Origin of the sequence: Pseudomonas sp. FP2254, from assembly GCF_030687695.1 — a bacterium.
Lineage (GTDB): Bacteria > Pseudomonadota > Gammaproteobacteria > Pseudomonadales > Pseudomonadaceae > Aquipseudomonas > Aquipseudomonas quebecensis.
Genome location: NZ_CP117444.1, coordinates 3,847,479 through 3,873,320 on the forward strand (window position 1 = coordinate 3,847,479; position 25,842 = coordinate 3,873,320).

Here is a 25,842-nt window from a genome sequence, read left to right on the forward strand (position 1 = left end):
GATTGCCGAGGCGGTGACCTGAGGAGGCAGGCAAAGACACCAGGCTCCCACGAAAAAACAGCGCGGAACTACAAGGGCCGTCTACGCTCTATCCCCCAGGACGGGAAGAGTACGGGAACCTGCACCATGCCTCATTGGCTGATTATTGACCTTGAAGCCACGACGGATGAAGGCGGCTGGCCCGTGACGGAGATGGAAGTCATCGAGATCGGCGCGAGCCTGGTTAACCGCCAGGGCCGCGAAGTGGATCATTTCCAGCGCTTTGTACGGCCGCAGCGCCGCCCTTTGCTGACGCCGTTCTGCCGCCAGCTCACCCATATCACCCAGGCCAATATCGACGCGGCGACGCCGCTGAGCGAGGTGTGGCCGCTGTTCGAACGCTGGCTGGGCCAGCACCAGACGCGGTTGGAAGGCTGGGCCAGCTGGGGCGACTACGACCGCCAGCAACTGGAACTGGAGTGGCAACGCCACGGCCTGGACAGCGCCCTGGCCCACACACCCCACATCAACCTCAAGCAACGCTTCGCCAAGGCCCGGCGCCTGGACAAACCGCTGGGGCTCAACGGCGCGCTGCAACTGGCCGGCATGCAGTTCCATGGCCAGCAGCACCGGGCACTGGAAGACGCACGCAACACTGCCCGCCTGTTGCCGCTGATTTTGCCGGTCTAGGCAGCCTTGCCACGCTTGGGCATACTGGCCGACCTTTTCCATAACGCTGCCCTCGCTCCTGCAGGGAAGGCAACTTTTCCGAGGATTCGCCCATGTTCAAAGTCAACGAGTACTTCGACGGCACCGTCAAGTCGATCGCGTTCGGCACCGCTGAAGGCCCGGCGACCATCGGCGTGATGGCCCCGGGTGAATATGAGTTCGGCACCGCCCAGCGTGAAATCATGCACGTGGTCTCGGGCGCCCTGACCGTCAAACTGCCGGACGCCGACGACTGGCAGACCTTCGCCGCCGGCAGCCAGTTCAACGTACCGGCCAACAGCAAATTCCAGCTGAAGGTCGAGGTCGACACCGCTTACCTGTGCGAATACCGCGGCTGAGGATTCAGCCCGGCAAAAAAATGCCCGTCTCCTGGAGACGGGCATTTTTGTATGGGCGCTGAATTATTCGAGGATTGTCACCGGCATGCCGACTTCCAGGCGGCCCACGCCATCGTTGACCAGGTTCTGGCCAAACATCGCGCCGGCTTCGGTCTTGCGGTAACCATTCAAGGTGGCGAACGGTTCGCGATCGGCGCTGCGCTCGCCGGTGCGCGGGTCGATGGTGGTGAGAATGCACCGCGAGCACGGCTTGACCACCCGGAACTCCACGTCGCCGATGCGCAGGCGCTTCCAGCTGTCTTCGGCAAACGCGTCGGCGCCTTCGATCACCAGGTTGGGCCGAAAGCGCAGCATCTCCATGGGGCGGCCGACCTTCTCGGACAGGTCGTCCAGGGAGGCCTGGCCAATCAGCAGCAAGGGATAACCGTCGGCCAGCGCCACCTGATCATCGTCCCGGCCATAGCCGGACTGCGTGGTACGCGCACGTTGCGGCGGCATGTGCACCAGTCGGGTCGGCTTGCCGATAAATTCGCTGACCCACGCCGCCGCGGCGTCGCCGGCGTCCGGCAGGCGCACGGTGTCGCGCCAGATGGTCACGCCACGCAAGTTGGCGTCTTCGCCGGGCAACGCAACGTCGAGGGAGGTGTGGCCGGGGGAACTCAGGGTCAGGCCGCCGGCGCTGTTCCACAACGCCGACAGTTGGCTCATTTTGTTTTCGGTGCGCTGCGTCAGGAAGCGCCCGCTGGGTTCGTCCACCAGCATCCAGCGTCGATCCCCGTCCAGCCCGAGTTTATCCAGGCCGACATGCGGCAAGGGCTGGGCCTTGCCGGATTTCAAGGGATAACGGTACAACGCGCTGAGACGAAGCATGGGCCTGCATTCCTGGGAGACGAAGCCGTCACCCTAAGGTCAAGCCGGCTGTTCGTCCAGCATCAGTCGCTGACGCACCACATCCACCAGTTTGTCGGGTTGGAATTTGGACAGGAAGTTGTCGCACCCGACCTTCTTGACCATCGATTCGTTGAAGCTGCCCGACAGCGACGTGTGCAGCACCACGTACAGCTTGCGCAGGCGTGGGTCGTTGCGGATCTCCGTGGTAAGGCGGTAGCCGTCCATTTCCGGCATTTCCGCGTCGGTGAAGATCATCAGCAGCTTGTCGGTCATCACGTGCCCGGCGTCGGCCCAGGACTTGAGCATGTTCAGCGCTTTGAGGCCGTCGCTGGCGATGTGCATCTTGATCCCCAACTGGCCGAGGGTGTCACGCAGCTGCGACAGCGCCACGTTGGAGTCGTCCACCAGCAGCACTTCGCGGCCGCGAGCCCGTTCGAGCACCGGGTCTTCGAGCTTCTCCCGCGAGACCTTGGCGTTGTACGGGACGATCTCGGCGAGGACTTTTTCCACGTCGATGATTTCCACCAACTGGTCATCGACCTTGCTGATGGCGGTGAGGTAATGCTGGCGACCGGCGCTGGTCGGCGGCGGCAGAATGGCTTCCCAGTTCATGTTGACGATGCGGTCCACGCCGCCCACCAGGAACGCCTGCACCGAGCGGTTGTACTCGGTCACAATAATGGTGCTGTTCGGACCCGGCACCAGCGGGCGCATGCCAATCGCCTGGGACAGGTCGATCACCGGCAGGGTCTGGCCCCGCAGGTTGACCACGCCGCAGACAAACGGGTGGCGCTGGGGCATCAACGTGAGCTTGGGCAGTTGCAGCACTTCCTGCACCTTGAACACGTTAATGGCGAACAGCTGCCGCCCGGCCAGGCGAAACATGAGGATCTCCAGGCGATTCTCACCCACCAATTGCGTGCGTTGATCTACCGTGTCGAGAATGCCGGCCATTAAGAGCTCCTGAAATGCGCTGGTAAGTGCTGCGCCTGGGGATTGTGCAGTTCACTAAGTGGTTTATCGGCGGCGAGCGCCAGATCTTGACCCCGTTAACATGCCACGTAAATTAATTGATGTCACACTGACATCATGCTTTACTGGGCGTGCCTCTTCATGACGGCAAATGAGCCCATTGCGCGACACTCAAATCGACGTAAGGTTCCACCGTGTAAGGGATTCCCCTATACGCAATCAGGCCCAACCTGATATTCGCAATATCTAATAGCCATTAATGTGACGCCATTCTCATTGCATGAATGGAGTCAGGCTTTTGTTTGCCATCCCAAGTCCTCGCCCCCTGGGTCTTCCAGGCGTCCACGTCGCGACAACAGAAGGTGTGCAATCAAGCCCGCGCATGGCGGCTGCGCCGCGCCGTCACCGCCATTTCAATAAGTTTCCTACTCAAAACTCAGAAGCCACCTACAGGTACGAGTCAAATTTCAGCGCTAGTTTTAAGCCATTCACCCGCAGCGACATCTCATCACCCGACCGTATGTTGTGGAGACTTGCATGATGAACGACGGTAAAGAATGGCAGCGCGCACTGCCCGAATTTCTGCTCGAAGCAGAAAAGCTGCTGAACAAATCGGAAGAATGCCTGAGCCACCTGCACCTGATTCGCAATGACAGCGACGCGATCGACTGCATGAAAATCAGCCTCAGCAGGCTCGCCGAAAAGGCCGACGCCCTGGCCCTGCAGGCGATCGGTGAATTCTCGCGGCATATCCAGACCCTGATCGCCAACGCGCAGAACCCATTGCAACTGCATGACCAGGCCCTGGAGGCATTGCATGCCTGCCTGACCTTGCTGGCGTGGCAGCTGGAGTTGATCGACACCAGGACCGGCGAATTGGCGCTGGATGACACCGAACAAACCACCCTCATCGCCACGGTTACGCTGCAGATTCCGCAGAAGACATTCAGCCACAAGCCGCAGCAACGTTTGCATCATATGTGGTGATGGGCAGCGGTCTTCTAAGGCGACGGATTATCTAAAAGCGACATACGCAAAATATCATTTAGCCATCAACGACAGAATAACTATACAAGTTCGCATAACTTGTAAAACATTCTGAGTTAATGCGTTGAGACTGTCTCTGTCCATTAACCGGGATAATCGACCAACGCCGCCTGGTGCCAGGCGACCAACGGTTACAGGGGTGGTACTATGCGCCGCTCGAAGTCATTGAACTTCCTGTATATAAACGCTTCGGCCATGCACTTCAGACTGAGCCTCGTCAGACGTGTCCGAACTTTCGCAACTACTTCTCATTGGCTCCATCCGCTATGTACGCCAGCCTCAAGTCACTCCTCGCCAGGTCCGCGTCCCGCAGCCATGCTCGCCGCCTGATCTTTGGCCTGTGCCTTGCCTCGCTGCTGATCAGCCTGTGGGCCTTTAACCACGCCGCCCCGTTGCCGCTGAGCGTATTGCTGCTAAACCTGGCCACGCTGCTGGTACTCGGCCTGCAACAGTGGCGCTCGCGCAAGTCCATTCGCCTGCAGCCGCAGGAACTGGCCGATCGCCTGCTGCAGGTGCAGGAAAACGAACGTCACCGCCTCAGCCGCGAACTGCATGACGACATCGGCCAATTACTGACCGCCGCCAAGCTGCAAAGTGAATGGCTCAAGCGTCGCCTGCCGCAAGACCTGCAAAGCCAATGCGCGGTGCTATGCAATACGCTGAACGAGACCCTGGCCAAGGTGCGCGACGTGTCGGCCATCCTCAATCCCCGGCAACTGACCAGCCTGGGGCTGGAAGCCAGTCTGCGCGCGCATTTGCTCAAGACCCTTGAAAACACCCCTGTGCACTGGAGCCTGGAATGCCAGCAGCGGCTTACCGGCATCCCGGAAGAGATGGCCGTGGCGGCGTTTCGCATCACCCAGGAAGCGGTAACCAACATGCTGCGTCATGCTCACGCGCATAACCTGCTGGTGCGCCTGCAACGCCTGCCCGAAGGGCTGTCGCTGAGCATCAGTGACGACGGCCAGGGCTTCCTGCCCGCCGGCAACCCAGGCCGCGAAGGCCAGCGGGGCATGGCCGGCATGGCCGAACGCATTGATCAACTGGGCGGCACGCTGTCGGTCAACAGTCAGCCTGGTCATGGCACACGTATCGACGCACTTTTCCCCTGGGCGCCGCGCGCCCTCGAACGGGCCAGTTCCCCTAAGGTTCTCGAGTGACCTGCACATTACTCCTGGTGGATGACCATGCACTGATCAGGGCCGGCGTGCGTGCGTTGATCCAGGATATTCCCGGCTATACGGTAATCGGCGAAGCCAGCGACGGCGCGCAGTTGCTGGAGCAATTCCACGTGCTGCAACCCGATATGGTACTGCTGGACCTGTCGATGAAGCACACCAGCGGCCTTGACGCGCTGCAGCAGCTCAAAAGCGCCTATCCCCGCTGCAAGGTGCTGATCCTGTCGATGCACACCGACCCGGAACTGATCATGTGCGCACTGGAAGCCGGCGCCCATGGCTACCTGCTCAAGGACACCAGCGCCAACGAGCTGGAACACGCCCTGCGCGCCCTGCGCAACAATGAGCGCTACCTGAGCCCGGCGATCGCCCACACGGTGATCAGCCAGGCGCTGGTACGCAGCCAGGGGCCCGCCGTGCCGGTCGGCCACAGCCACAACCTCACGCCGCGCCAGTTGGAGATCCTGCGCCTGATCGTACGCGGCAAGTCCACCCGCGAGATCGCCCACGGGCTGGGGCTGAGCATCAAGACCGTGGAAGCCCATCGCTCGCAGATCATGAAGCGCCTGCAGATATTCGACGTGGCGGGGCTGGTGTTATTCGCGGTGCGCGAGAAGATCATCAGCCTGGACGACTAGGGGCGAGCCCGGCGGCAGGTGCACCCGCAGCGCCTTGGGCAGTGTTTCGAAACGCAGGTCGTCGCCCTTGAGCGGTTCGCCGTCCAGATTGATGTAGAGCCCTTCGGCCTGTTTGATCTGCACCCACGGCAGGCGCGCGCGCACGAACATGTTGTCCAACCCCCAGCCATTGCTCATCAGCTCGCGCAAAGTGCCGACCACTTCCTGCGGCGCCGGCAGAATGCTCACATCGAGCAAACCATCATCGGCCATTGCCTGCGGGCACAGCACATGCCCACCGCCGGCCTGGCGACCGTTGCCGATGCCCAGCGCCAGCATCTCGCCCTTCCACTGGAAATCCGGGCCTTCCAGCTCGCCGTAGGCAGCCTTCAACTCGCTGAAACGCGTGAGGCCGGTAAACAGATACGCCGCGCCGCCCAGGACTTTCTTCAAGTCTTCGGAGGTATTGGCGGTGACCTGGCTGCCGAACCCACCGGTGGCCATGTTCAGAAACACCTGGCCGCCCACCTGGCCCAGGTCGATCGCCCGCGGCGCCACGTCCAGCAGTGCCAGGGCCTGGGCCGGTTCCAACGGCACCCCGGCGGCCTTGGCAAAATCATTGGCGGTGCCCAGCGGCATCAGTACCAGGCTGGCATCGGCCCTGGCCTGGGCCATCGCCTCGGCCACGTCGCGCAAGGTGCCGTCGCCGCCGCCGGCAATGATGTGCGTATAGCCCTGCTCCAACGCCTCGCCCACCAGGCGCCGAGCGTCGCCACCCTCCCACGTCACCCGCACTGCCAGCTCCCAACCCTGCTCACGCCGGGCCAGCACGGCGCTGCGCACGTCCTCGTTGAGGGCTTGCTTGCCGTGAAGGATCAACAGTGCCTTGGGGGTGCTCATGCGGGGAATCTCCTGATTCAAAGGTGCTTGAAGGATGTGGACCTTGGAGGAGAAGAAAAAAGTCAGTGGGATTGGAAATTAATTGGGCGGCCGGGCGCTACCCATCGCAGGCGCGACGCTCCTTAACGCCTGACATCTGATTCTGTAGTGAGCAGGCTTGCCCTGCTCGGCACAGACGCAATCAGCTCTTGTGCAACTTACTCATCAACTGCGCCTCAGCCTGGGTCAAGCCGCACGACTGGGTCAGGTCGTCCACCGTCGCGCCCATCCCCACCAGCTTCGCCGCCTGGGCAAACGACAGGTTGGCAGGATCGCGCTGCTCCAGCTGCTCGAGCTTGTCCGGCATCGGAGCGAGGATCGCGCGCAGTTCATGCACCTCATCCCCGACCCGCACCGCACTCTTCTGGTAATGGTCGACACGCTTGACCAGTTCCAGAATGCGCCGATCGCGCACAGCCTCGCGCTCGGCCTGCTGCAGTGCCAATTCGCGCTGCCGGGCCATGTAGCGCAGCAGAAAACCCAGGGTCCCGGCCCACAACAGGGCCAGGACGATCACCGCGACCTCAAGGAACAATCAGATGCTCTCCAGTTCCGACCACTCTTCTTCGCTCATCATTTTGTCCAGCTCAACCAGAATCAACAGTTCGTTGTTCTTGTTGCACACGCCCTGGATAAACTTGGCCGACTCTTCGTTGCCCACGTTCGGCGCGGTTTCCACTTCCGATTGGCGCAGGTAGACCACTTCGGCGACGCTGTCGACCAGGATACCGACCACTTGCTTGTCGGCTTCAATGATGACGATGCGCGTGTTGTCGGTGACTTCAGCGGTGTCCAGGCCGAAACGCTGGCGCGTGTCGATCACGGTCACGACGTTGCCGCGCAGGTTGATGATGCCGAGCACATAGCTCGGGGCACCCGGGACCGGGGCGATCTCGGTGTAGCGCAGCACTTCCTGCACGCGCATCACGTTAATGCCGTAGGTCTCGTTGTCCAGCTTGAAGGTCACCCATTGCAGAATCGGATCGTCCGAGCCTTTTTGTGCTGATGCTGACATATTCATACCCATGACCCCTTCAAATGCCGTTGGATACGGCGTGTGTGCTTCGTTCGGCGACCGCACACCCGTGCGGCCGGCGTGTTCAATCAACTGCGTTTGTTACCGGGCATCGACTTGACGGCACCGCTGGCGATCAACTCGGCCAGTTCGGCGACGTCAAGCAACGCGCACATGTGTTCGATCACGGTGCCGGCCAGCCAGGGCCGCTGGCCCCGGTGGCTGCGCCATTTGATTTCGTTGGGGTCCAGGCGCAACGAGCGGCTGACCTGATGCACCGCCAGCCCCCACTCGTAGCCCTGAACGGAGATCACGTACTGCAAGCCCTGGCGGAAATCGTCGCGGTAGCGGTCGGGCATCACCCAGCGCGCGGTATCCAGCACCTTAAGGTTGCCGGCCTGGCTGGGCAGGATGCCGAGGAACCATTCCGGCTGCCCGAACAGCGGCGTCAGCTCGTGACCTTCGAGCGAATAGATCGAACCCAGGCACACCAGGGGCACCGCCAGGGTCAGACCGGCGACGTCGAACAACAGGCATTCGAACGGCTCGGCGGCCCATGCCGGGCGGCCATCGCCGCTTGCCGGAGGCGGAGTGATGCTCGGTGGCAGGTGCACTTGCACCACCGGTTCGACGACCACGGGCGCCGGCACCACAGGCTCCGGCACCACAACGACGGCCGGCGCGGCGACAGGCACCACGATCCGGGCGTCCCGTGCCTGCTCTTCCAGCACGGCCAATTGGAATTCATCCAGCGCACTGCTGGTTTCGACTATCGGCTCCAGTACCAGCACCGGTTCCGGCAGATCTTCGTCGGTTGCTTCCTGCAGCAGGGCATCCAGGTAGGATTCCAGCGCCAGCTGCGGCCGGGTCTTGGTCTTGAGGTCGACGGGACGGTTCATCATGCCACCTGCGCCACGAGTTGCTGGGACAACAGGTGCTTGAGCAACGCGCGATAAGCCAGCACGCCACGGCTCTTGCCATCGAACTGCGAAGGGGTGAGCCCGGCGCGGCTGGCGTCACGCAGGCGCGTGTCCACCGGAATGTAGCCTTGCCAGATGGTGTCCGGGTACGCATCGCGCAATACACGCAACGTACCGAGCGACGCCTGGGTGCGGCGGTCGAACAGGGTCGGCACGATGCTGAACGGCAGCGGCTGCTTGCGCGAGCGGTTGATCATCGCCAGGGTGCTGACCATGCGCTCCAGGCCCTTGACCGCCAGGTGCTCGGTCTGCACCGGGATCACCAGTTGCTGGCTGGCGGCCAACGCGTTGACCATCAACACCCCCAACAGCGGCGGGCTGTCGATGACGGCGTAGTCAAAGTCCTGCCACAGTTGCGCCAGGGTCTTGGCGATCACCAGGCCCAGACCGCTCTGACCTGGCGACTGGCGCTCGAGGGTGGCCAGTGCGGTGCTGGACGGCAACAGCGAAATACGCTCGTCGCTGGTGGGCAGCAGCAACTGCCCAGGCAGGTCGCCGGGCACGTTGCCCTTGTGCAGGAACAGGTCAAAGCAGCTGTGTTCCAGCGCATCCGGGTCATAGCCGAAATAGCTGGTCATCGAGCCGTGGGGGTCCAGGTCGACCACGACCACGCGCTTGCCCGCCTCGGCCAGCAAACCGGCCAGAGCGATGGAGGTGGTGGTCTTGCCGACTCCACCTTTTTGATTGGCAACTGCCCAGACTCTCATTCGGATGGTTCCTCCCGGCAGGCACAGGCGCGACCGAGACATTGCATAAAGTTATTGAGCCGGTGACGGAGAATTGACGGCGCTCTGACGAACCGGCGGCTTAATCGCTGGCGGTGCAGTTTGTGTGCCAGCACGCCTCAAGGCCGCATCCGGTGTTGCATTGGCGGTGCCGGTGCCGGTCAGGCTGCGGCGCACATCCAGGTTGCGCGACACCACCAGCACCACCCGACGGTTGCGCGCACGTCCTTCCAGCGTGGCGTTATTGGCCACCGGCTGGAACTCGCCATAACCCACCGACGCCAGGCGACCGGGGTTCACACCCTGCATCGCCAGCATGCGCACGATGCTCGCTGCGCGCGCCGACGACAGTTCCCAGTTGGTGGGGTACTGCGCGGTGCTGATCGGAATATTGTCGGTGAAGCCTTCGACGTGGATCGGGTTCTCGAACGGTTTGAGGATAGCCGCCACTTTATCGATGATGGTGAACGCCTGGTCGCTGGGCATCGCATCGGCACTGGCAAACAGCAGGCTGGAATTAAGCTCGATCTCGACCCACAACTCATTGCCGCGCACGGTCATCTGGTTGGAACTGATCAGGTCGCCGAATGCGGCGCTGATGTCATCGGCGATGCTCTTGAGCGGGTCGCTGGTGCCCCCCACCCCGGCGGCGGTTTCATCGCTGTCGTTGACCAACGGTTTGGCCGGGGTCACGGTGCGGGGCCGTTCCTCACCGATGGGGATCGGCTTGAGCGAACGGTCGGCGTCGTTGAATACGCCGATCAGCGCCTGGGAAATCACTTTGTACTTGCCTTCGTTGATCGACGAGATGGAGTACATCACCACGAAAAACGCGAACAGCAGGGTGATGAAGTCCGCGTAGGACACCAGCCAGCGTTCGTGGTTAACGTGTTCTTCAGGCTCGCGACGGCGACGGCTCACAACCCATACCTCCCATCAATCCATGAAGCCCTGGAGCTTCAATTCGATGGAGCGCGGGTTCTCGCCCTCGGCAATCGACAGCAGGCCCTCGAGCAGCATTTCACGGTAACGCGCCTGGCGCATGGCGATTGACTTGAGCTTGCTGGCCACCGGCAGCAGCACCAGGTTGGCGCTCGCCACCCCGTAGATGGTGGCGACGAAGGCCACGGCAATACCGCTGCCCAATTGCGACGGATCGGCCAGGTTACCCATCACGTGGATCAGGCCCATTACCGCACCGATGATGCCGATGGTCGGCGCGTAGCCGCCCATGCTTTCAAAGACTTTGGCGGCATTGATGTCGCGGCTTTCCTGAGTGAAGAAATCCACCTCCAGGATGCTGCGGATCGCTTCCGGCTCGGCGCCGTCCACCAGCAACTGCAGGCCTTTGCGCGCGTAGCTGTCGGGCTCGGCATCGGCCACGCCCTCCAGGCCCAGCAGGCCTTCCTTGCGGGCGGTAAGGCTCCAGTTGACCACGCGGTCGATGCCGCCGGCCAGGTCGACGCGCGGCGGGAAAATAATCCAGATCAGGATCTGCATGGCGCGCTTGAACGAACTCAATGGCGACTGCAGCAATGCGGCCCCCACCGTGCCGCCGATCACGATCAGCGCCGCCGGCCCGTTGGCCAGGGCGCCGAGGTGGCCGCCCTCAAGGTAGTTGCCGCCAATGATCGCGACGAACGCCATGGTGATGCCGATCAGGCTCAAGACATCCATCAGAGGCAGGCCTCCACCAGGTGCTTGCCGATGTCATCCAGGCTGTAGACCGCATCGGCCAGGTCGGCCTTGACGATCGCCATGGGCATGCCATAGATCACGCAGCTGGCTTCGTCCTGGGCCCAGATCGCACTGCCGCCCTGCTTGAGCAACCGCGCACCTTCGCGACCATCGGCGCCCATGCCGGTGAGCACCACCGCCAGAACTTTGTCGCCGTAGGACTTGGCCGCCGAACCGAAGGTGATATCAACGCAGGGCTTGTAGTTGAGGCGTTCGTCACCCGGCAGGATTTTGATCGCGCCACGCCCGTCGACCATCATCTGCTTGCCGCCCGGGGCCAGCAGCGCCAGGCCCGGACGCAGGATGTCGCCATCTTCGGCTTCCTTGACGCTGATGCGGCACAACTTGTCCAGGCGCTCGGCGAAGGCCTTGGTGAATGCCGCCGGCATGTGCTGGATCAGCACGATCGGCGCCGGGAAGTTGGCCGGCAACTGAGTGAGCACGCGCTGCAACGCTACCGGGCCACCGGTGGACGTGCCGATGGCCACCAGCTTGTAGGCTTTGCGCTTGGGCGCCGGCGAGTGGCTTGTCGATGCCGATGCCCGCGCGGGAGCCGCCGCCGGCCGGGCAACCGGCGCGGGGGCCGGACGCCCGAACGTCGAACTGCTCGGCGCCGCCGGAGCAGCCGGAGCAGGTGCCGGCGAAGGCGAAGGCGCGCTGAACAGGCTGCGACGGTTGCTGCGGGAAATGCTGTGGACTTTCTCGCACAGCAGTTGCTTGACCTTCTCGGGATTGCGCGAGATGTCTTCGAAATTCTTCGGCAGGAAGTCCACGGCCCCCGCATCCAGCGCGTCGAGGGTCACTCGGGCGCCTTCATGGGTCAGCGAGGAGAACATCAACACCGGAGTCGGGCAGCGCTGCATGATGTGCCGCACCGCCGTGATGCCGTCCATCATGGGCATCTCGTAGTCCATGGTGATGACATCCGGCTTCAACGCAATGGCTTGATCAATCGCCTCTTTGCCGTTGGTGGCCGTGCCGACCACCTGGATGCTTGGATCGGCGGAAAGAATTTCCGAGACGCGGCGGCGGAAGAAACCCGAATCGTCCACCACCAGGACCTTGACTGCCATAAACACTCCGTTAGGCGGGGCGGGCTGACCGCCCTGCCCCGCCAGAATCAAATACGCCGAGCGGCGTAACGCTTGAGCATGCTCGGAACATCGAGAATCAGCGCGATCCTACCGTCACCGGTGATGGTCGCACCCGACATGCCCGGGGTTCCCTGCAGCATTTTGCCCAAAGGCTTGATGACCACTTCTTCCTGGCCGACCAGTTGATCGACCACAAAGCCGATACGCTGGGTGCCCACGGAGAGAATCACCACATGGCCTTCGCGCTGTTCTTCATGCGCCGCCGATGCCACCAGCCAGCGCTTGAGGTAGAACAGCGGCAACGCCTTGTCGCGCACGATCACCACTTCCTGGCCGTCCACCACGTTGGTGCGCGACAGGTCGAGGTGGAAGATCTCGTTGACGTTGACCAGCGGGAAGGCGAAGGCCTGGTTGCCCAGCATCACCATCAGGGTCGGCATGATCGCCAGGGTCAACGGCACCTTGATGACGATCTTGGAACCCTGGCCCTTGGTCGAGTAGATATTGATCGAGCCGTTGAGCTGGCTGATCTTGGTCTTGACCACGTCCATGCCCACGCCACGGCCCGACACGTCGGAGATCTCGGTCTTGGTCGAGAAGCCTGGGGCGAAGATCAGGTTGTAGCACTCGGTGTCGGTCAGGCGGTCGGCGGCATCCTTGTCCATCACGCCACGCTTGACCGCGATGTTGCGCAGGATGGCCGGATCCATGCCCTTGCCGTCGTCGGTGATAGACAGCAGGATATGGTCGCCTTCCTGCTCGGCCGCCAGGATCACCTTGCCGCCACGGGACTTGCCCGAGGCTTCACGTTCTTCCGGGGTTTCCACGCCATGGTCGACGGCGTTGCGCACCAAGTGGACCAGCGGGTCGGCCAGGGCCTCGACGAGGTTTTTGTCGAGGTCGGTTTCTTCGCCTACCAGTTCCAGGTTGATTTCTTTCTTCAGCTGGCGCGCCAGGTCGCGAACCAGGCGCGGGAAGCGGCCGAAGACTTTCTTGATCGGCTGCATCCGCGTTTTCATCACGGCGGTCTGCAGGTCGGCGGTCACCACATCGAGGTTCGACACGGCCTTTTGCATGGACTCATCGCCACTGCTCAGGCCCAGGCGCACCAGGCGGTTACGCACCAATACCAGTTCGCCGACCATGTTCATGATGTCGTCCAGGCGCGCGGTATCGACCCGCACGGTGGTTTCGGCTTCAGTCACAGGCTTGTCGGCCACCGGCGCGGCGGCGGCCGCTCGTGCAGGGGCAGCCGCCGCGGCCGGAGCAGGCGCAGGCTTGGCGGCCGGGGCGGCGGCCTTCGCGGCTACCGGTGCAGGCTTGGCGGCGGCGGCCGTCGCTGCGGCGGCCGGGGCCACTTCGCTGAACTTGCCTTTGCCGTGCAGATCGTCCAGCAGTGCTTCGAACTCATGATCGGTGATCAGCCCGTCGCCGGCGGGTTGGGCCGGTGTCGCCGGTTTGGCGGCGGCCGGTGCCGCAGGGGCTGCCGCGGTGGCGGCCACTTCCGGCAGCGCGTCGGCGGCGAAGGTGCCCTTGCCATGCAACTGGTCGAGCAACGCTTCGAATTCGTCGTCAGTGATATCGGTGCTGGCAGTGGCAGTGGCCGGCGCCGGCGCTGCGGCGGCGGGTGCCACGGCGTCGGCGGCGAACTGGCCCTTGCCGTGCAACTGATCGAGCAGCGACTCGAATTCGGCGTCGGTAATGTCTTCGCTGGTCGGCGCCTGCGCCGGGGCCGCTGCGGCAGGTGCTTCAGCTTCGGCCTTGACCGCGCTGAGAGAGCTGAGCAGCTGTTCGAACTCGCTGTCGGTAACGTCCGGTTCCGGCGCCGGCTCAGGTTCCGCCACCGCCTCAGCCACGGGCTCGGCCGCCAGATCGGCAGGCTCCGCGTAACGCGCCAGGGCGGCCAGCAGTTCCGGGGTGGCAGCGGTGATCGGGGCCCGTTCGCGCACTTGGCTGAACATGCCGTTGACCGCATCGAGTGCTTCGAGAATCACGTCCATCAACTCCGAGTCGACGTGCCGCTCACCCTTGCGCAGGATGTCGAACACGTTCTCGGCGATGTGGCAGCACTCCACCAGCTCATGGAGCTGGAGGAAGCCGGCGCCCCCTTTTACAGTATGAAAACCGCGAAAAATTGCATTGAGCAGGTTCGCATCATCCGGGCGGCTTTCCAGCTCGACCAGTTGTTCGGACAGTTGCTCTAAAATTTCGCCGGCCTCTACAAGGAAATCCTGAAGGATCTCTTCATCGGCGCCGAAGCTCATGTGGGTGCTCCTTAGAAGCCTAAACTGGATAACAGGTCATCTACGTCATCCTGACCTGACACAACGTCTTCACGTTTATCGGCATGAATCTGCGGACCTTCACCCTTGGCGAGATGTTTTTGTGGATCTTTTTCCGAGAGGATCGCTTCGCGGTCATGTTCGATGCCGGCGAAACGGTCAACCTGGCCTGCCATGAGCACCAGTTTGAGCAAATTGCTTTCCACTTCGGTGACCAACTGCGTCACACGCTTGATCACCTGACCGGTCAGGTCCTGGTAGTCCTGGGCCAGCAGAATATCGTTGAGGTTGCTGGACACCGTGCGGTTGTCCTGCTCGCTGCGTGACAGGAACCCTTCGACCCGGCGTGCCAGCTCGCGGAACTCTTCAGCCCCCACTTCCCGCCGCATGAAGCGGCCCCAGTCGGCATTCAGGGCCTGGGCTTCATTGGCCATGCCGTTGACCAGAGGCGTGGCGTTTTCCACCAGGTCCATGGTGCGGTTGGCCGCGGCCTCAGTCAGCCTGACCACGTAGGACAGGCGTTCGGTGGCATCGGTAATCTGCGAGATTTCTTCGGCCTGGGGCATGTGCGGGTCAATCTGGAAATTGACGATTGCACTGTGCAACTCGCGCGTGAGCTTGCCCACTTCCTGGTACAGGCCTCGGTCACGGGTCTGATTGAGCTCATGGATTAACTGCACCGCGTCGCCGAAATGACCTTTTTCAAGGCTGTCGACCAGTTGGTGAGCATGTTTTTTCAGGGTTGACTCAAAGTCTCCCTGTGACGTTTCTTTCTGCTCCATAGCTCCCCCGCGATGGCATTAGCCGTGGATGCGTTCGAAGATTTTTTCGATCTTCTCTTTCAACGCCTGTGCAGTGAATGGTTTGACCACATAACCGTTAACGCCGGCCTGGGCAGCTTCGATAATCTGTTCACGCTTGGCTTCGGCGGTCACCATCAGCACGGGAAGGCTGCGTAGTTTTTCGTCAGCGCGCACGTGACGCAGCAAGTCGATGCCGGTCATGCCCGGCATGTTCCAGTCGGTTACCAGAAAGTCGATGCCCCCGCTGTTGAGGATCGGAATCGCCGTAAGGCCATCATCCGCCTCGACCGTGTTTGTGAACCCAAGGTCACGCAACAGGTTTTTTATGATCCGCCGCATCGTTGAGAAGTCATCAACGATGAGGATTTTCATGTTCTTGTCCAATTCGACCTCCAAGCAGTCTTAAACGCGCCCAGCACCTGGACGCGCCATTTCAATCAACAGGCATTACACAAAAAGGACTGCCGGGGCCACCACGGGCCGAACCCGCGCAGGCCCATGGCCCACGCGGTATCGCTCTGCAGTGTCCCCACACTGCCTGTCAGCGCGCTCGCCACTCTCCCAGACGTCCCCGCAAGCGGGCGGCGCACTGGCTATGCAACTGGCTGACCCGCGATTCGCTGACCCCCAGCACCTCACCGATTTCCTTGAGGTTCAGCTCTTCGTCGTAGTACAGCGCCAACACCAAACGTTCACGCTCCGGCAAATTGGCGATTGCGTCCGCCAATGCCCCCTGGAAGCGTTCATCCTCCAGGTCGCGCGACGGCTCCATGTGAGCGCTCGCGCCGTCCTCGTGCAGCCCTTCATGCTCGCCGTCCTGCAACAGGTCGTCGAAACTGAACAGGCGGCTGCCCAAGGTATCGTTCAAAATCCCGTAATAATCGTCGAGACTCAATTGGAGTTCGGCCGCAACTTCATGATCTTTAGCGTCACGACCGGTTTTTGCTTCAATTGCTCGAATTGCGTCACTGACCATGCGCGTATTGCGATGCACCGAACGGGGTGCCCAGTCACCTTTACGCACTTCATCGAGCATCGCGCCGCGAATACGGATACCCGCATACGTCTCGAAACTCGCACCCTTGGTGGCGTCGTACTTGGTCGACACCTCCAGCAGGCCGATCATGCCCGCCTGGATCAGATCCTCCACCTGCACGCTGGCCGGCAACCGGGCCAGCAAATGGTAGGCAATGCGCTTGACCAGGGGCGCATAGCGCTCGATCAGTTCACCCTGGCTGTCACGCGCCGATTTTTTGTAGAGGTTGTAACCGCTCGATGTCATAGCACTGGCCCTGCGCTCGTCTGATGCACCAATCGCTCGACGAAAAACTCCAGATGCCCACGCGGGTTGGCGGGCAGCGGCCAGGTATCGACCTTCTGGGCAATAGCCTTGAACGCCAAGGCGCATTTCGAACGAGGGAATGCTTCGTAGACCGCGCGCTGTTTCTGCACGGCCTTGCGCACACATTCGTCGTAGGGAACTGCGCCGACGTATTGTAAGGCGACATCGAGAAAGCGATCCGTGACCTTGGTCAACTTGGCGAACAGGTTGCGCCCTTCCTGCGGGCTCTGGGCCATGTTGGCCAGGACGCGGAAGCGGTTCATGCCGTAGTCACGGTTAAGGAGTTTAATCAGGGCGTAGGCGTCGGTGATCGAGGTGGGTTCATCGCAGACCACCAGCAATACTTCCTGCGCGGCGCGCACAAAGCTGACCACGGACTCGCCGATCCCCGCAGCGGTGTCGATCACCAGCACGTCGAGGTTGTCGCCGATATCGCTGAACGCTTGAATCAGCCCGGCATGCTGCGCGGGGCTCAGGTGCACCATGCTCTGGGTGCCGGAAGCGGCCGGCACGATGCGGATCCCGCCGGGGCCTTGCAGCAGCACATCGCGCAGCTCGCACCGGCCTTCGATCACATCGGCCAGGGTGTGTTTGGGCGTCAGCCCCAGCAGAACGTCGACGTTCGCCAGTCCCAGGTCGGCGTCCAGCAGCATGACGCGACGGCCAAGCTCTGCCAGCGCCAGGGACAAATTCACTGACACGTTAGTTTTTCCGACGCCACCTTTGCCGCCGGTCACCGCGATCACCTGTACGGGATGCATGCTGCCCATTTTATTTCTTTACCTTGTCTTGCTTAGACGCAGGCTACATGGCTTGGCCGCGTGAATCGCTTGCAGACCATCAATGTAGGTACATTGCATTGTGTTCATGTTGCTCAGCCCACCCGTTTTGCCGGGCTGTGGTACAGGTCAGCGAACATATCGGCCATCGCTTCCTCGCTAGGCTCGTCCTGCATTTGCACGCTGACGGCACGGCTGACCAACTGATGACGGCGCGGCAGATGCAGATCATCCGGAATCCGCGGCCCGTCGGTCAGGTAGGCGACCGGTAATGCATGACCGATAGCCAGGCTCAACACTTCGCCCAGGCTGGCGGTTTCGTCCAATTTGGTCAGGATGCAACCGGCCAGCCCACAGCGTTTGTAACTGTGGTAGGCAGCGGTAAGAACCTGTTTCTGGCTGGTGGTTGCAAGCACCAGGTAATTTTTTGACTTGATCCCACGCCCGGCCAGGCTTTCCAGCTGCATGCGCAGCGCCGGATCGCTGGCTTGCAGGCCGGCGGTGTCGATCAGCACCACGCGTTTGCGCAGCAGCGGGTCCAGGGCGTTGGCCAGGGACTGGCCCGGGTCGACATGAGTCACCGGCACGTTAAGAATGCGCCCCAGGGTCTTGAGCTGTTCCTGGGCACCGATACGGTAGCTGTCCATGCTCACCAGCGCGATGTTATGCGCGCCATACTTGAGCACATAACGCGCCGCCAGCTTGGCCAGGGTGGTGGTCTTGCCCATGCCGGCAGGGCCGACCATGGCGATCACGCCGCCCTCTTCCAGAGGTTCGATTTCCGGGGTGACGATCATGCGGGCCAGGTGCGCCAGCAGCATGCGCCAGGCCTGGCGTGGCTCGTCGATTTCAGTGGTCAACGCCAGCAGGTCGCGGGACAACGGGCCGGACAGGCCGATGCGTTGCAGGCGACGCCACAGGTTGGCTTGCTGCGGCTTGCTGCCTTGCAACTGGTTCCAGGCCAGGGAGCCCAGTTGCACTTCCAGCAATTCACGCAGGCCATTGAGTTCAAAACGCATCGAATCGAACATGCGCTGGTCGACGGCGGCGGCCGGGGCTGGCGCGGCGGGACGCGGCGGTTCGACAAACGTAGGTTCAACCAGCGGCTCGGCGGCGGTCAGCGGCAGGCCGGCGAACAACTGGCGATTGGTGGTGGCATCGCTGTCGCCGCGCATGCTCAGTTCGGCCTGGGCCGAGACGATGCGCGAAGCGGTCTTGCGCAACTCGTCCTCGAGCTCCATGTTGGGAACGCGTGGCGCCAGCGCCGAGGGGGTGTAGTCCAGGGCAGCCGTCAGCTCGACACCGCCGGCAATACGACGGTTACCGATAATCGCGGCGTCGGCGCCCAGCTCATCACGGACCAGTTTCATGGCCTGACGCATATCGGCGGCGAAAAAACGCTTCACTTGCATAACCCACTACCCTCAGCCGTTGGGCCCTACTGTCGCGACGATAGTCACTTGCTTGTTGTCAGGAATTTCCTGATAAGCCAACACGTGCAAATTCGGTACTGCCAGGCGTCCAAACCGCGACAACATCGCTCGGACCGGACCCGCCACCAGCAGAATCACCGGTTGGCCCTGCATTTCCTGGCGCTGTGCGGCGTCGATCAACGAACGCTGCAGTTTTTCAGCCATGCTTGGCTCCAGCAGAACGCCTTCTTCCTGGCCTTGCCCTGCCTTCTGAATACTATTGAGCAATATTTGTTCCAACCTTGGTTCCAAGGTGATAACAGGCAGCTCGGAGTCAAGCCCTACAATGCTTTGCACGATTGCGCGGGACAATCCGACGCGCACCGCGGCCACCAGCGCGGCGGTATCTTGACTCTTGGCGGCGTTATTGGCGATGGCTTCGGCAATGCTGCGGATGTCGCGCACCGGCACTTGTTCGGCCAGCAGCGCCTGCAGCACTTTGAGCAATTGCGACAGCGACAGCACGCCCGGCACCAGCTCTTCGGCGAGTTTTGGCGAGGCTTTGCCGAGCAACCCCATCAATTGCTGGACTTCCTCGTGGCCGATCAGCTCGTGAGAGTGCTTGTACAGGATCTGGTTCAGGTGCGTGGCAACCACGGTGCTGGCGTCGACCACGGTGTAGCCCAGGGATTGGGCCTGGCTGCGCTGGCTGATTTCGATCCACACCGCTTCCAGGCCGAAAGCCGGATCTTTGGCGGTAATGCCGTTGAGGCTGCCGAACACCTGCCCGGGGTTGATCGCCAGTTCGCGATCGGGGTAGATCTCGGCTTCGGCCAGGATCACGCCCATCAGGGTCAGGCGGTAGGCGCTGGGCGCCAAATCGAGGTTGTCGCGAATGTGCACGGTGGGCATCAAAAAGCCCAGGTCCTGGGACAGCTTCTTGCGCACGCCCTTGATCCGCGCGAGCAATTGGCCACCCTGGTTGCGGTCCACCAATGGGATCAGGCGGTAGCCGACTTCCAGGCCGATCATGTCGATCGGGGTCACGTCATCCCAGCCCAATTCCTTGGTTTCCTGGGCGCGGGCCGGGGATGGCAGCAGTTCCTGCTGGCGAGCGATCTCTTGCTGGGCCTGGACCTTGACCATGTTCTGTTTTTTCCAGAACAGGTAAGCCGCGCCACCGGCCATGGCTGCCATGCTCAGGAACGACACGTGCGGCATGCCCGGCACCAGGCCCATGATCGCCATGATGCCCGCCGCCACGGCCAGGGCCTTGGGCGAGGCAAACATCTGCCGGCTGATCTGCTTGCCCATGTCTTCGGAGCCCGACGCACGGGTCACCATGATCGCCGCCGCTGTGGATAACAACAGTGATGGCAATTGCGCCACTAAACCGTCACCGATGGTCAGCAAGGCGTACACCTTACCGGCATCGCCGAAACTCATGCCGTGCTGGAAGATACCGACCGCCATGCCGCCGATCAGGTTGATGAACAGGATCAACAGGCCAGCGATGGCGTCACCGCGCACGAATTTACTGGCACCGTCCATGGAGCCGTAGAACTCGGCTTCCTGGGCGACTTCCAGGCGGCGCGACTTGGCCTGGTTCTGGTCGATCAGACCGGCGTTGAGGTCGGCGTCGATGGCCATCTGTTTGCCGGGCATGGCGTCGAGGGTGAAACGCGCGCTCACCTCGGAAATACGCCCGGCGCCTTTGGTCACCACCACGAAGTTGATGATCATCAGGATGGCGAACACCACGATACCGACCACGTAGTTACCGCCGATCACCACTTCACCGAAGGCCTGGATCACCTTACCGGCGGCGGCGTGGCCGTCCTGACCGTGCAGCATCACCACGCGGGTCGACGCGACGTTGAGCGCCAGGCGCAACAGGGTCGCCACCAGCAGGATGGTGGGGAACACCGCGAAATCCAGCGGACGCAGGGCGTACACGCAGACCAGCAGCACCACCACGGACAGCGCGATGTTGAAAGTGAAGAACACGTCCAGCAGAAACGGCGGCATCGGCAACATCATCATTGCCAGCATCACCAGCAACAACAACGGCACACCCAGATTGCCCCGCGACAGGTCAGTCAGGGTGCCACGGGCCGTGCTGAGCATTTGAGAGCGATCCACCACCGGTATTCCTCGTTTCCTTGAAGCAAACTTTTGACGCCAGCTGGCGACTTGCAGGCGGTATTGCAAGAAGCCTTCCAACTTTACTTTTGTGCCTGGAGAACCTCACAAACACTCGGGGGATCGGATGTTGTCATCCAAATGTAATGAGGGGGCTTGCCCCCGATTGCAGTCTGTCAGGCCTGGATCAGGTGCCTGATACACCGCCATCGGGGGCAAGCCCCCTCCCACATTTGCGCTATGTGCAGCCAGCGCTGCTGAGGACATTTATTGCAAGAATTGGGGACCGTCTCTAGGAGGCCCGCTCGCTAGTCCAACACCGAAGAACTGAAGCTCAAAGGGCGCGAACGTTTTCAGCCTGAGCACCTTTGGGCCCCTGGGTAACCTCGAACTCCACTTTTTGCCCCTCTTCAAGGGTCTTGAATCCGTCGCTCTTTATGGCCGAGTAGTGGACAAATAGATCGCCCCCACCGTCCTGAGTGATAAATCCAAAGCCCTTCTCCGCGTTAAACCACTTCACAGTACCTGTTGCCATTGCCGTTCTCCGTACACTTCAATTAAACGCAGATCAGCTTGATCTCGCACGCATAGACTCCATCAGGACGATGGATTTTCTGAAATGCCACTCTCTGGCCCTGCGAAAGCAAACGACCGCCTGAGCTGAGCAGATAGACCGCCACCACCTCACCCCACTCCTCCGGAGCGATCAAACCCTTGCCGGTCTGTGGGTCATACGCTTGAACCCAGCCTTTAAACATCTGCATTTCCCACTCCCTGCATCTTGATGCGCAGCGAGGTTATGGAACCGCGAGAAAGCGATGCTGGCTACTGTCAAAGTTGACAGGTAGACACTGATCAGCGACGAATGGTAACGGCCAATGGGAGGACTTATGGATGAGGAGACCTTGCGGTGAGAGCAGGCCTGCCACAGCACGACTGATCACCCGACGGCTCAGGAATCGCGGCGCAGATCCGGCGGAATCGGCAGATCCTTGAGCGGATCAGGACGCTTGCCCTTGCCGGCGCGATACTGGCGAATCTGATAGACATACGCCAACACCTGGGCCACCGCCAGATAAAGCCCGGCGGGAATTTCCTGGTCGAGGTCGGTGGAGTAGAAAATCGAGCGCGCCAACTCCGGCGATTCCAACAGCAGGATGTCGTTGGCCACCGCGATTTCGCGGATTTTCAGCGCGGTGAAGTCGCTGCCCTTGGCCAGCAGCATCGGCGCCCCGCCCTTCTCCGGGTCGTACTTGAGCGCCACCGCGTAGTGGGTCGGGTTGGTGATGACCACGTCGGCATCCGGCACCGAAGCCATCATCTTGCGCTGCGACATCTCGCGCTGCAGCTGACGGATGCGCTGCTTGACCTCGGGCCGACCTTCCTGGTCCTTGTGCTCGTCGCGCACCTCCTGCTTGGTCATCAGCAGTTTCTTATGGCTTTCCCACAGCTGGATCGGAGCGTCCACCGCAGCGATGAGGATCAGCCCGGCCGCCATCCACAGCGCACTCCAGCCCACCACCTGCACGCTATGGATAATCGCTGACTCCAACGGCTCATGGGCAATGCGCAGCAAGTCATCGATATCGGACGACAACACCGCCATGGCCACGAACAGAATCAATATGAACTTGGCCAAGGCCTTGAGCAGCTCGACCAGCGCCTTGGCCGAAAACATGCGCTTGAGCCCCGCCGCCGGGTTCATGCGGCTGAACTTGGGCGCCATGCTGCTGGCGGCGAACAGCCAGCCGCCAAGGGACACCGGGCCGATCAGCGCGGCCAGCAGCAACGTAATCAGAATCGGCTGTACCGCCAGGATCGCGATCTTGCCCGAGTGCAGCAGGTACTGGCCCATCGCGCCGGGGCTGAGCAGTACCTCGCGGGGCAAGGCGAAGTTGAGCTTCATCAGCTCCATCAGATCCAGGGCCAGGCCGCCGCCATAGATCAGCAGCGCACCGGAGCCGGCCATCATGGTGGCGACGGTATTGAGCTCTTTGGAGCGGGCGATTTCGCCCTTTTCCCTGGAGTCCTTTTTGCGTTTCTCCGTGGGGTCTTCTGTCTTGTCCTGACCACTCTCGCTCTCGGCCATGGCTCAGCGCGCCCGTGCCAGATCACGTAAAAACTGCAAGGCGTCGGTCGCCAGCGGTTGATACTGATTGAGAATGTCGGCCAGGCCGATCCAGAAAATCCCCATGCCCAACACCAGGGTCAATGGGAAACCGATCGAGAAGATGTTCAGTTGCGGCGCCGCACGGGTCATCACGCCAAACGCGATGTTGACCACCAGCAGCGCCGTGATCGCCGGCAATACCAGCAACAGTGACGCGCCCAGCACCCAGCCGAGGCGCCCGACGATTTCCCAGAAATGGTTCACCACCAATCCTGAGCCCACCGGCAGCGTGATGAAGCTTTCGGTCATGACTTCGAACGCCACCAAATGACCGTTCATGGCCAGGAACAGCAAGGTCACCAACATGGTCAGGAACTGCCCGATCACCGCCGCCGACACACCGTTGGTGGGGTCGACCATGGAGGCAAAGCCCATGCCCATCTGGACCGAGATGATTTGCCCGGCGATCACGAAGGCCTGGAAAAACAGGCTCAGGGAAAAGCCGAGCAAGGCGCCGATCAGGATTTGCTCGGCGATCAGCAGCAGCGCGCTCAGGTCCAGCGCATTTACCGGCGGCATCGGCGGCAGCCCGGGCACGATCACCACGGTGATCGCCACCGCGAAGTACAGGCGCACCCGCCGCGGTACCAGGGTCGTGCCGAACACCGGCATGGCCATCAACATCGCCGTCACGCGAAACAGCGGCAGGATGAACGAGGCCACCCAGGTGCTGATCTGCGTGTCGGTCAAGGCCAGCAAGGATTGCATCGGGTCAGCCGATCAACTGCGGAATACTGCCGTACAACTGCAGGATGTATTCCATGAACGACTGCACCAGCCACGGCCCGGCGACGATCAGCGTGACCAGCATCACCAGCAGGCGCGGCAGGAAGCTCAAGGTCTGTTCGTTGATCTGGGTCGCGGCCTGGAACATCGCCACCAGCAGGCCCACCAACAGGCTGGGCACCACCAGCACGGCGACCATCACGGTGGTCAGCCACAGCGCTTCACGGAACAGGTCGACGGCGACTTCTGGGGTCATAGCGCTATACCCCTCCGAAACTGCTGGCCAAGGTGCCGATAATCAACGCCCAGCCATCCACCAGTACAAACAGCATGATCTTGAACGGCAACGAGATGATCAGCGGTGACAGCATCATCATCCCCATGGCCATCAGCACGCTCGCCACCACCAGGTCGATGATCAGGAACGGGATAAAGATCATGAAGCCGATCTGGAACGCGGTTTTCAATTCGGAGGTGACGAACGCCGGCACCAGAATGGTCAGCGGCGCCTGGTCGGGGCTGGCGATGTCGGTACGCTTGGACAGGCGCATGAACAGCTCAAGGTCGCTGGAGCGGGTCTGCGACAGCATGAAATCCTTGATCGGGCCCTGCGCCTTGTCGATGGCGTCCTGGGCGGTGATTTTCTCCGCCAGGTAAGGTTGCAGGGCTTGCGTGTTCACCTTGTCGAACACCGGCGCCATGATGAACAGCGTCAAGAACAGCGCCATGCCGGTGAGGATCTGGTTCGAAGGCGTCTGCTGCAGGCCCAACGCTTGCCGCAGGATCGAGAAGACGATGATGATCCGCGTGAAGCTGGTCATCAGCATGACAAACGCCGGGATAAAGCTCAGCGCGGTCATGATCAGCAGGATCTGCAGGCTGACCGAATACTCCTGCGCGCCGGCCGCGTTAGTGCCCAGCGTAATAGCCGGGATCGACAGCGGGTCGGCGGCGAACGCCAGCGGCGCCGCAAGCCACAGCATGAGCGTCAATAAAACGCGCATTACTTATTATCCTTCTGGTCCTTGCCCAGCAACTCCATCAGGCGCTGGGCAAATTCCGGCGTGGCGGACTGGGTCTTGTCGACATTCACAGGGGTCTTGAGCACGTGCAATGGGGTGATGCGGCCGGGTGTGATACCCAGCAGAATCTGCTCCTCGCCCACTTGCACCAGCACCAGGCGATCACGCGGGCCGAGGGCGCGGGCACCAATCATCTCGATGACCTGGCCGTTGCCCGGCCCCACGCGCTGCACGCGGCGCATCAGCCAGGCCAGCACAAAGATCAAACCCACCACCAGCAACAGGCCCAGCACCAACTGGGTCAGTTGCCCGCCCACGCTGCCCACCACCGGCGCGGCAGCGGCCTGAGCCACTGGCTCGGCCGCCCAGGCCGGCAGGGGCAGCGCGATTAACAGTCCCACCGTGAGCCGGTTCATATCAGCGCAGCTTCTTGATGCGTTCGCTCGGGCTGATCACGTCGGTCAGACGGATACCGAACTTTTCGTTGACCACTACCACTTCGCCGTGGGCGATCAGCGTGCCGTTGACCAGCACGTCCAACGGCTCGCCGGCCAGGCGATCCAGCTCGATCACCGAGCCCTGGTTGAGTTGCAGCAGGTTGCGGATGTTGATTTCGGTGCTGCCCACTTCCATGGAAATCGACACCGGAATATCCAGGATAACGTCCAGGTTCGGACCGTCGAGGGTCACCGGGTCGTTGTTCTTCGGCACGCTGCCGAATTCTTCCATCTGCAGGCGGTTGCCGGCTGGCGCGGTGGCGGCATCAGCGGCCAGCAGGGCATCGATATCGTCCTGGCCGACATCGCCGGTTTCTTCCAGGGCAGCCGCCCATTCATCAGCCAGGGCCTGGTCTTCGGCGGAAGTGTTTTCGTGTTCGGTAGCCATTACATGTCCTCGGCGAAGCAAACATTTATAAATTAGGG

General features: G+C 61.7%; 30 protein-coding genes. 5 read left to right on the forward strand and 25 right to left on the reverse strand.

The window, feature by feature from the left end; all coding sequences use genetic code 11:
- Window positions 1–126 precede the first annotated feature (126 nt).
- A complete protein-coding gene (locus tag PSH94_RS17575) occupies window positions 127–669 on the forward strand; it encodes an exonuclease domain-containing protein (protein ID WP_181075786.1) in 543 nt (180 codons plus the stop codon).
- A 92-nt stretch (window positions 670–761) separates the two neighbouring features.
- Entirely contained in the window at window positions 762–1,046 is a 285-nt protein-coding gene (locus tag PSH94_RS17580) for a pyrimidine/purine nucleoside phosphorylase (RefSeq protein ID WP_181075788.1), read from the forward strand.
- 63 nt (window positions 1,047–1,109) lie between these two features.
- On the opposite strand, the gene PSH94_RS17585 is transcribed toward PSH94_RS17580, so the two are convergent.
- A complete protein-coding gene (locus PSH94_RS17585) occupies window positions 1,110–1,916 on the reverse strand; it encodes an MOSC domain-containing protein (protein ID WP_253508730.1) in 807 nt (268 codons plus the stop codon).
- A 39-nt stretch (window positions 1,917–1,955) separates the two neighbouring features.
- Complete coding sequence (locus tag PSH94_RS17590) at window positions 1,956–2,891, reverse strand: chemotaxis protein CheV (RefSeq protein ID WP_181075792.1); 936 nt, start codon at window positions 2,889–2,891, stop codon at window positions 1,956–1,958.
- A gap of 555 nt (window positions 2,892–3,446) precedes the next feature.
- Here PSH94_RS17590 and PSH94_RS17595 point away from each other — a divergent pair.
- The 3 genes from PSH94_RS17595 to PSH94_RS17605 all read left to right on the forward strand — a co-directional run bounded on the left by PSH94_RS17595 (window position 3,447) and on the right by PSH94_RS17605 (window position 5,772).
- Window positions 3,447–3,896, forward strand: a complete 450-nt coding sequence (locus tag PSH94_RS17595) for a hypothetical protein (RefSeq protein ID WP_253508732.1) — start codon at window positions 3,447–3,449, stop codon at window positions 3,894–3,896.
- A 326-nt stretch (window positions 3,897–4,222) separates the two neighbouring features.
- Window positions 4,223–5,116: a sensor histidine kinase gene (locus tag PSH94_RS17600; RefSeq protein ID WP_181076168.1), complete on the forward strand. Its 894-nt coding sequence runs from the start codon at window positions 4,223–4,225 to the stop codon at window positions 5,114–5,116.
- Window positions 5,113–5,772: a response regulator transcription factor gene (locus PSH94_RS17605; protein WP_181075795.1), complete on the forward strand. Its 660-nt coding sequence runs from the start codon at window positions 5,113–5,115 to the stop codon at window positions 5,770–5,772. Before PSH94_RS17600 ends, PSH94_RS17605 begins: the two co-directional genes overlap by 4 nt.
- Here PSH94_RS17605 and yegS read toward each other — a convergent pair.
- The 23 genes from yegS to fliN all read right to left on the reverse strand — a co-directional run bounded on the left by yegS (window position 5,731) and on the right by fliN (window position 25,804).
- Complete coding sequence (gene yegS / locus PSH94_RS17610) at window positions 5,731–6,651, reverse strand: lipid kinase YegS (RefSeq protein WP_305435493.1); 921 nt, start codon at window positions 6,649–6,651, stop codon at window positions 5,731–5,733. The two genes, PSH94_RS17605 and yegS, sit on opposite strands and share 42 nt — an antisense overlap.
- Before the next feature lie 181 nt (window positions 6,652–6,832).
- Window positions 6,833–7,225 (reverse strand): DUF2802 domain-containing protein, encoded by a 393-nt coding sequence (locus tag PSH94_RS17615; RefSeq protein ID WP_305435494.1) that lies wholly within the window; start codon window positions 7,223–7,225, stop codon window positions 6,833–6,835.
- A complete protein-coding gene (locus tag PSH94_RS17620) occupies window positions 7,226–7,711 on the reverse strand; it encodes a chemotaxis protein CheW (protein WP_370694733.1) in 486 nt (161 codons plus the stop codon).
- 83 nt (window positions 7,712–7,794) lie between these two features.
- Window positions 7,795–8,604, reverse strand: coding sequence for a CheW domain-containing protein (locus tag PSH94_RS17625; protein WP_253508738.1), 810 nt, complete (start codon window positions 8,602–8,604; stop codon window positions 7,795–7,797).
- On the reverse strand, window positions 8,604–9,392 hold the full coding sequence (locus tag PSH94_RS17630) for a ParA family protein (RefSeq protein WP_181075803.1): 789 nt from the start codon (window positions 9,390–9,392) through the stop codon (window positions 8,604–8,606). Before PSH94_RS17630 ends, PSH94_RS17625 begins: the two co-directional genes overlap by 1 nt.
- Before the next feature lie 51 nt (window positions 9,393–9,443).
- The gene (gene motD / locus PSH94_RS17635) at window positions 9,444–10,331 is read right to left on the reverse strand and encodes a flagellar motor protein MotD (protein ID WP_181075805.1); all 888 of its coding nucleotides are present in this window, start codon (window positions 10,329–10,331) and stop codon (window positions 9,444–9,446) included.
- A 15-nt stretch (window positions 10,332–10,346) separates the two neighbouring features.
- On the reverse strand, window positions 10,347–11,087 hold the full coding sequence (locus PSH94_RS17640) for a flagellar motor protein (protein WP_181075807.1): 741 nt from the start codon (window positions 11,085–11,087) through the stop codon (window positions 10,347–10,349).
- Window positions 11,087–12,220, reverse strand: coding sequence for a chemotaxis response regulator protein-glutamate methylesterase (locus PSH94_RS17645; protein ID WP_266246281.1), 1,134 nt, complete (start codon window positions 12,218–12,220; stop codon window positions 11,087–11,089). The genes PSH94_RS17640 and PSH94_RS17645 overlap by 1 nt, the downstream gene beginning before the upstream one ends.
- 47 nt (window positions 12,221–12,267) lie before the next feature.
- Complete coding sequence (locus tag PSH94_RS17650) at window positions 12,268–14,505, reverse strand: chemotaxis protein CheA (protein ID WP_305435495.1); 2,238 nt, start codon at window positions 14,503–14,505, stop codon at window positions 12,268–12,270.
- 11 nt (window positions 14,506–14,516) lie between these two features.
- Window positions 14,517–15,305, reverse strand: a complete 789-nt coding sequence (locus PSH94_RS17655; RefSeq protein ID WP_253508746.1) for a protein phosphatase CheZ — start codon at window positions 15,303–15,305, stop codon at window positions 14,517–14,519.
- An 18-nt stretch (window positions 15,306–15,323) separates the two neighbouring features.
- A complete protein-coding gene (locus PSH94_RS17660) occupies window positions 15,324–15,698 on the reverse strand; it encodes a chemotaxis response regulator CheY (protein ID WP_305437740.1) in 375 nt (124 codons plus the stop codon).
- A gap of 169 nt (window positions 15,699–15,867) precedes the next feature.
- The gene (gene fliA / locus PSH94_RS17665) at window positions 15,868–16,608 is read right to left on the reverse strand and encodes an RNA polymerase sigma factor FliA (protein ID WP_181075814.1); all 741 of its coding nucleotides are present in this window, start codon (window positions 16,606–16,608) and stop codon (window positions 15,868–15,870) included.
- Window positions 16,605–17,438: a flagellar synthesis regulator FleN gene (fleN, locus tag PSH94_RS17670; protein ID WP_003192912.1), complete on the reverse strand. Its 834-nt coding sequence runs from the start codon at window positions 17,436–17,438 to the stop codon at window positions 16,605–16,607. Before fleN ends, fliA begins: the two co-directional genes overlap by 4 nt.
- Before the next feature lie 104 nt (window positions 17,439–17,542).
- Window positions 17,543–18,859, reverse strand: a complete 1,317-nt coding sequence (gene flhF, locus PSH94_RS17675) for a flagellar biosynthesis protein FlhF (RefSeq protein ID WP_181075816.1) — start codon at window positions 18,857–18,859, stop codon at window positions 17,543–17,545.
- 12 nt (window positions 18,860–18,871) lie between these two features.
- Entirely contained in the window at window positions 18,872–20,986 is a 2,115-nt protein-coding gene (gene flhA / locus PSH94_RS17680) for a flagellar biosynthesis protein FlhA (RefSeq protein WP_219855131.1), read from the reverse strand.
- Window positions 20,987–21,335: 349 nt separating this feature from the next.
- Complete coding sequence (locus PSH94_RS17685; protein ID WP_181075820.1) at window positions 21,336–21,536, reverse strand: cold-shock protein; 201 nt, start codon at window positions 21,534–21,536, stop codon at window positions 21,336–21,338.
- Between the two features lie 22 nt (window positions 21,537–21,558).
- The gene (locus PSH94_RS17690) at window positions 21,559–21,765 is read right to left on the reverse strand and encodes a cold shock domain-containing protein (RefSeq protein WP_305435496.1); all 207 of its coding nucleotides are present in this window, start codon (window positions 21,763–21,765) and stop codon (window positions 21,559–21,561) included.
- A gap of 188 nt (window positions 21,766–21,953) precedes the next feature.
- The gene (gene flhB, locus PSH94_RS17695; protein ID WP_181075823.1) at window positions 21,954–23,090 is read right to left on the reverse strand and encodes a flagellar biosynthesis protein FlhB; all 1,137 of its coding nucleotides are present in this window, start codon (window positions 23,088–23,090) and stop codon (window positions 21,954–21,956) included.
- A gap of 3 nt (window positions 23,091–23,093) precedes the next feature.
- Window positions 23,094–23,879, reverse strand: a complete 786-nt coding sequence (fliR, locus tag PSH94_RS17700; protein WP_181075825.1) for a flagellar biosynthetic protein FliR — start codon at window positions 23,877–23,879, stop codon at window positions 23,094–23,096.
- 4 nt (window positions 23,880–23,883) lie between these two features.
- On the reverse strand, window positions 23,884–24,153 hold the full coding sequence (gene fliQ, locus PSH94_RS17705) for a flagellar biosynthesis protein FliQ (RefSeq protein ID WP_034099472.1): 270 nt from the start codon (window positions 24,151–24,153) through the stop codon (window positions 23,884–23,886).
- 4 nt (window positions 24,154–24,157) lie between these two features.
- The gene (gene fliP / locus PSH94_RS17710; RefSeq protein WP_253508748.1) at window positions 24,158–24,901 is read right to left on the reverse strand and encodes a flagellar type III secretion system pore protein FliP; all 744 of its coding nucleotides are present in this window, start codon (window positions 24,899–24,901) and stop codon (window positions 24,158–24,160) included.
- Window positions 24,901–25,335: a flagellar biosynthetic protein FliO gene (gene fliO / locus PSH94_RS17715; protein WP_181075829.1), complete on the reverse strand. Its 435-nt coding sequence runs from the start codon at window positions 25,333–25,335 to the stop codon at window positions 24,901–24,903. The genes fliP and fliO overlap by 1 nt, the downstream gene beginning before the upstream one ends.
- A 1-nt stretch (window position 25,336) precedes the next feature.
- Entirely contained in the window at window positions 25,337–25,804 is a 468-nt protein-coding gene (gene fliN, locus PSH94_RS17720) for a flagellar motor switch protein FliN (protein ID WP_181075831.1), read from the reverse strand.
- Between the last annotated feature and the right edge of the window lie 38 nt (window positions 25,805–25,842).

Bases quoted from the DNA above. Each gene is read 5' to 3' on its own strand.
- PSH94_RS17575 (WP_181075786.1), top strand. From the start codon at position 127: ATGCCTCATTGGCTGATTATTGACCTTGAAGCCACGACGGATGAAGGC.
- PSH94_RS17580 (WP_181075788.1), top strand. From the start codon at position 762: ATGTTCAAAGTCAACGAGTACTTCGACGGCACCGTCAAGTCGATCGCG.
- PSH94_RS17585 (WP_253508730.1), bottom strand. From the start codon at position 1,916: ATGCTTCGTCTCAGCGCGTTGTACCGTTATCCCTTGAAATCCGGCAAG.
- PSH94_RS17590 (WP_181075792.1), bottom strand. From the start codon at position 2,891: ATGGCCGGCATTCTCGACACGGTAGATCAACGCACGCAATTGGTGGGT.
- PSH94_RS17595 (WP_253508732.1), top strand. From the start codon at position 3,447: ATGATGAACGACGGTAAAGAATGGCAGCGCGCACTGCCCGAATTTCTG.
- PSH94_RS17600 (WP_181076168.1), top strand. From the start codon at position 4,223: ATGTACGCCAGCCTCAAGTCACTCCTCGCCAGGTCCGCGTCCCGCAGC.
- yegS (WP_305435493.1), bottom strand. From the start codon at position 6,651: ATGAGCACCCCCAAGGCACTGTTGATCCTTCACGGCAAGCAAGCCCTC.
- PSH94_RS17620 (WP_370694733.1), bottom strand. From the start codon at position 7,711: ATGAATATGTCAGCATCAGCACAAAAAGGCTCGGACGATCCGATTCTG.
- PSH94_RS17625 (WP_253508738.1), bottom strand. From the start codon at position 8,604: ATGAACCGTCCCGTCGACCTCAAGACCAAGACCCGGCCGCAGCTGGCG.
- PSH94_RS17630 (WP_181075803.1), bottom strand. From the start codon at position 9,392: ATGAGAGTCTGGGCAGTTGCCAATCAAAAAGGTGGAGTCGGCAAGACC.
- PSH94_RS17640 (WP_181075807.1), bottom strand. From the start codon at position 11,087: ATGGATGTCTTGAGCCTGATCGGCATCACCATGGCGTTCGTCGCGATC.
- PSH94_RS17645 (WP_266246281.1), bottom strand. From the start codon at position 12,220: ATGGCAGTCAAGGTCCTGGTGGTGGACGATTCGGGTTTCTTCCGCCGC.
- PSH94_RS17650 (WP_305435495.1), bottom strand. From the start codon at position 14,505: ATGAGCTTCGGCGCCGATGAAGAGATCCTTCAGGATTTCCTTGTAGAG.
- PSH94_RS17655 (WP_253508746.1), bottom strand. From the start codon at position 15,305: ATGGAGCAGAAAGAAACGTCACAGGGAGACTTTGAGTCAACCCTGAAA.
- PSH94_RS17660 (WP_305437740.1), bottom strand. From the start codon at position 15,698: ATGAAAATCCTCATCGTTGATGACTTCTCAACGATGCGGCGGATCATA.
- fliA (WP_181075814.1), bottom strand. From the start codon at position 16,608: ATGACATCGAGCGGTTACAACCTCTACAAAAAATCGGCGCGTGACAGC.
- fleN (WP_003192912.1), bottom strand. From the start codon at position 17,438: ATGGGCAGCATGCATCCCGTACAGGTGATCGCGGTGACCGGCGGCAAA.
- flhF (WP_181075816.1), bottom strand. From the start codon at position 18,859: ATGCAAGTGAAGCGTTTTTTCGCCGCCGATATGCGTCAGGCCATGAAA.
- flhA (WP_219855131.1), bottom strand. From the start codon at position 20,986: ATGCTCAGCACGGCCCGTGGCACCCTGACTGACCTGTCGCGGGGCAAT.
- PSH94_RS17685 (WP_181075820.1), bottom strand. From the start codon at position 21,536: ATGGCAACAGGTACTGTGAAGTGGTTTAACGCGGAGAAGGGCTTTGGA.
- PSH94_RS17690 (WP_305435496.1), bottom strand. From the start codon at position 21,765: ATGCAGATGTTTAAAGGCTGGGTTCAAGCGTATGACCCACAGACCGGC.
- flhB (WP_181075823.1), bottom strand. From the start codon at position 23,090: ATGGCCGAGAGCGAGAGTGGTCAGGACAAGACAGAAGACCCCACGGAG.
- fliR (WP_181075825.1), bottom strand. From the start codon at position 23,879: ATGCAATCCTTGCTGGCCTTGACCGACACGCAGATCAGCACCTGGGTG.
- fliQ (WP_034099472.1), bottom strand. From the start codon at position 24,153: ATGACCCCAGAAGTCGCCGTCGACCTGTTCCGTGAAGCGCTGTGGCTG.
- fliP (WP_253508748.1), bottom strand. From the start codon at position 24,901: ATGCGCGTTTTATTGACGCTCATGCTGTGGCTTGCGGCGCCGCTGGCG.
- fliO (WP_181075829.1), bottom strand. From the start codon at position 25,335: ATGAACCGGCTCACGGTGGGACTGTTAATCGCGCTGCCCCTGCCGGCC.
- fliN (WP_181075831.1), bottom strand. From the start codon at position 25,804: ATGGCTACCGAACACGAAAACACTTCCGCCGAAGACCAGGCCCTGGCT.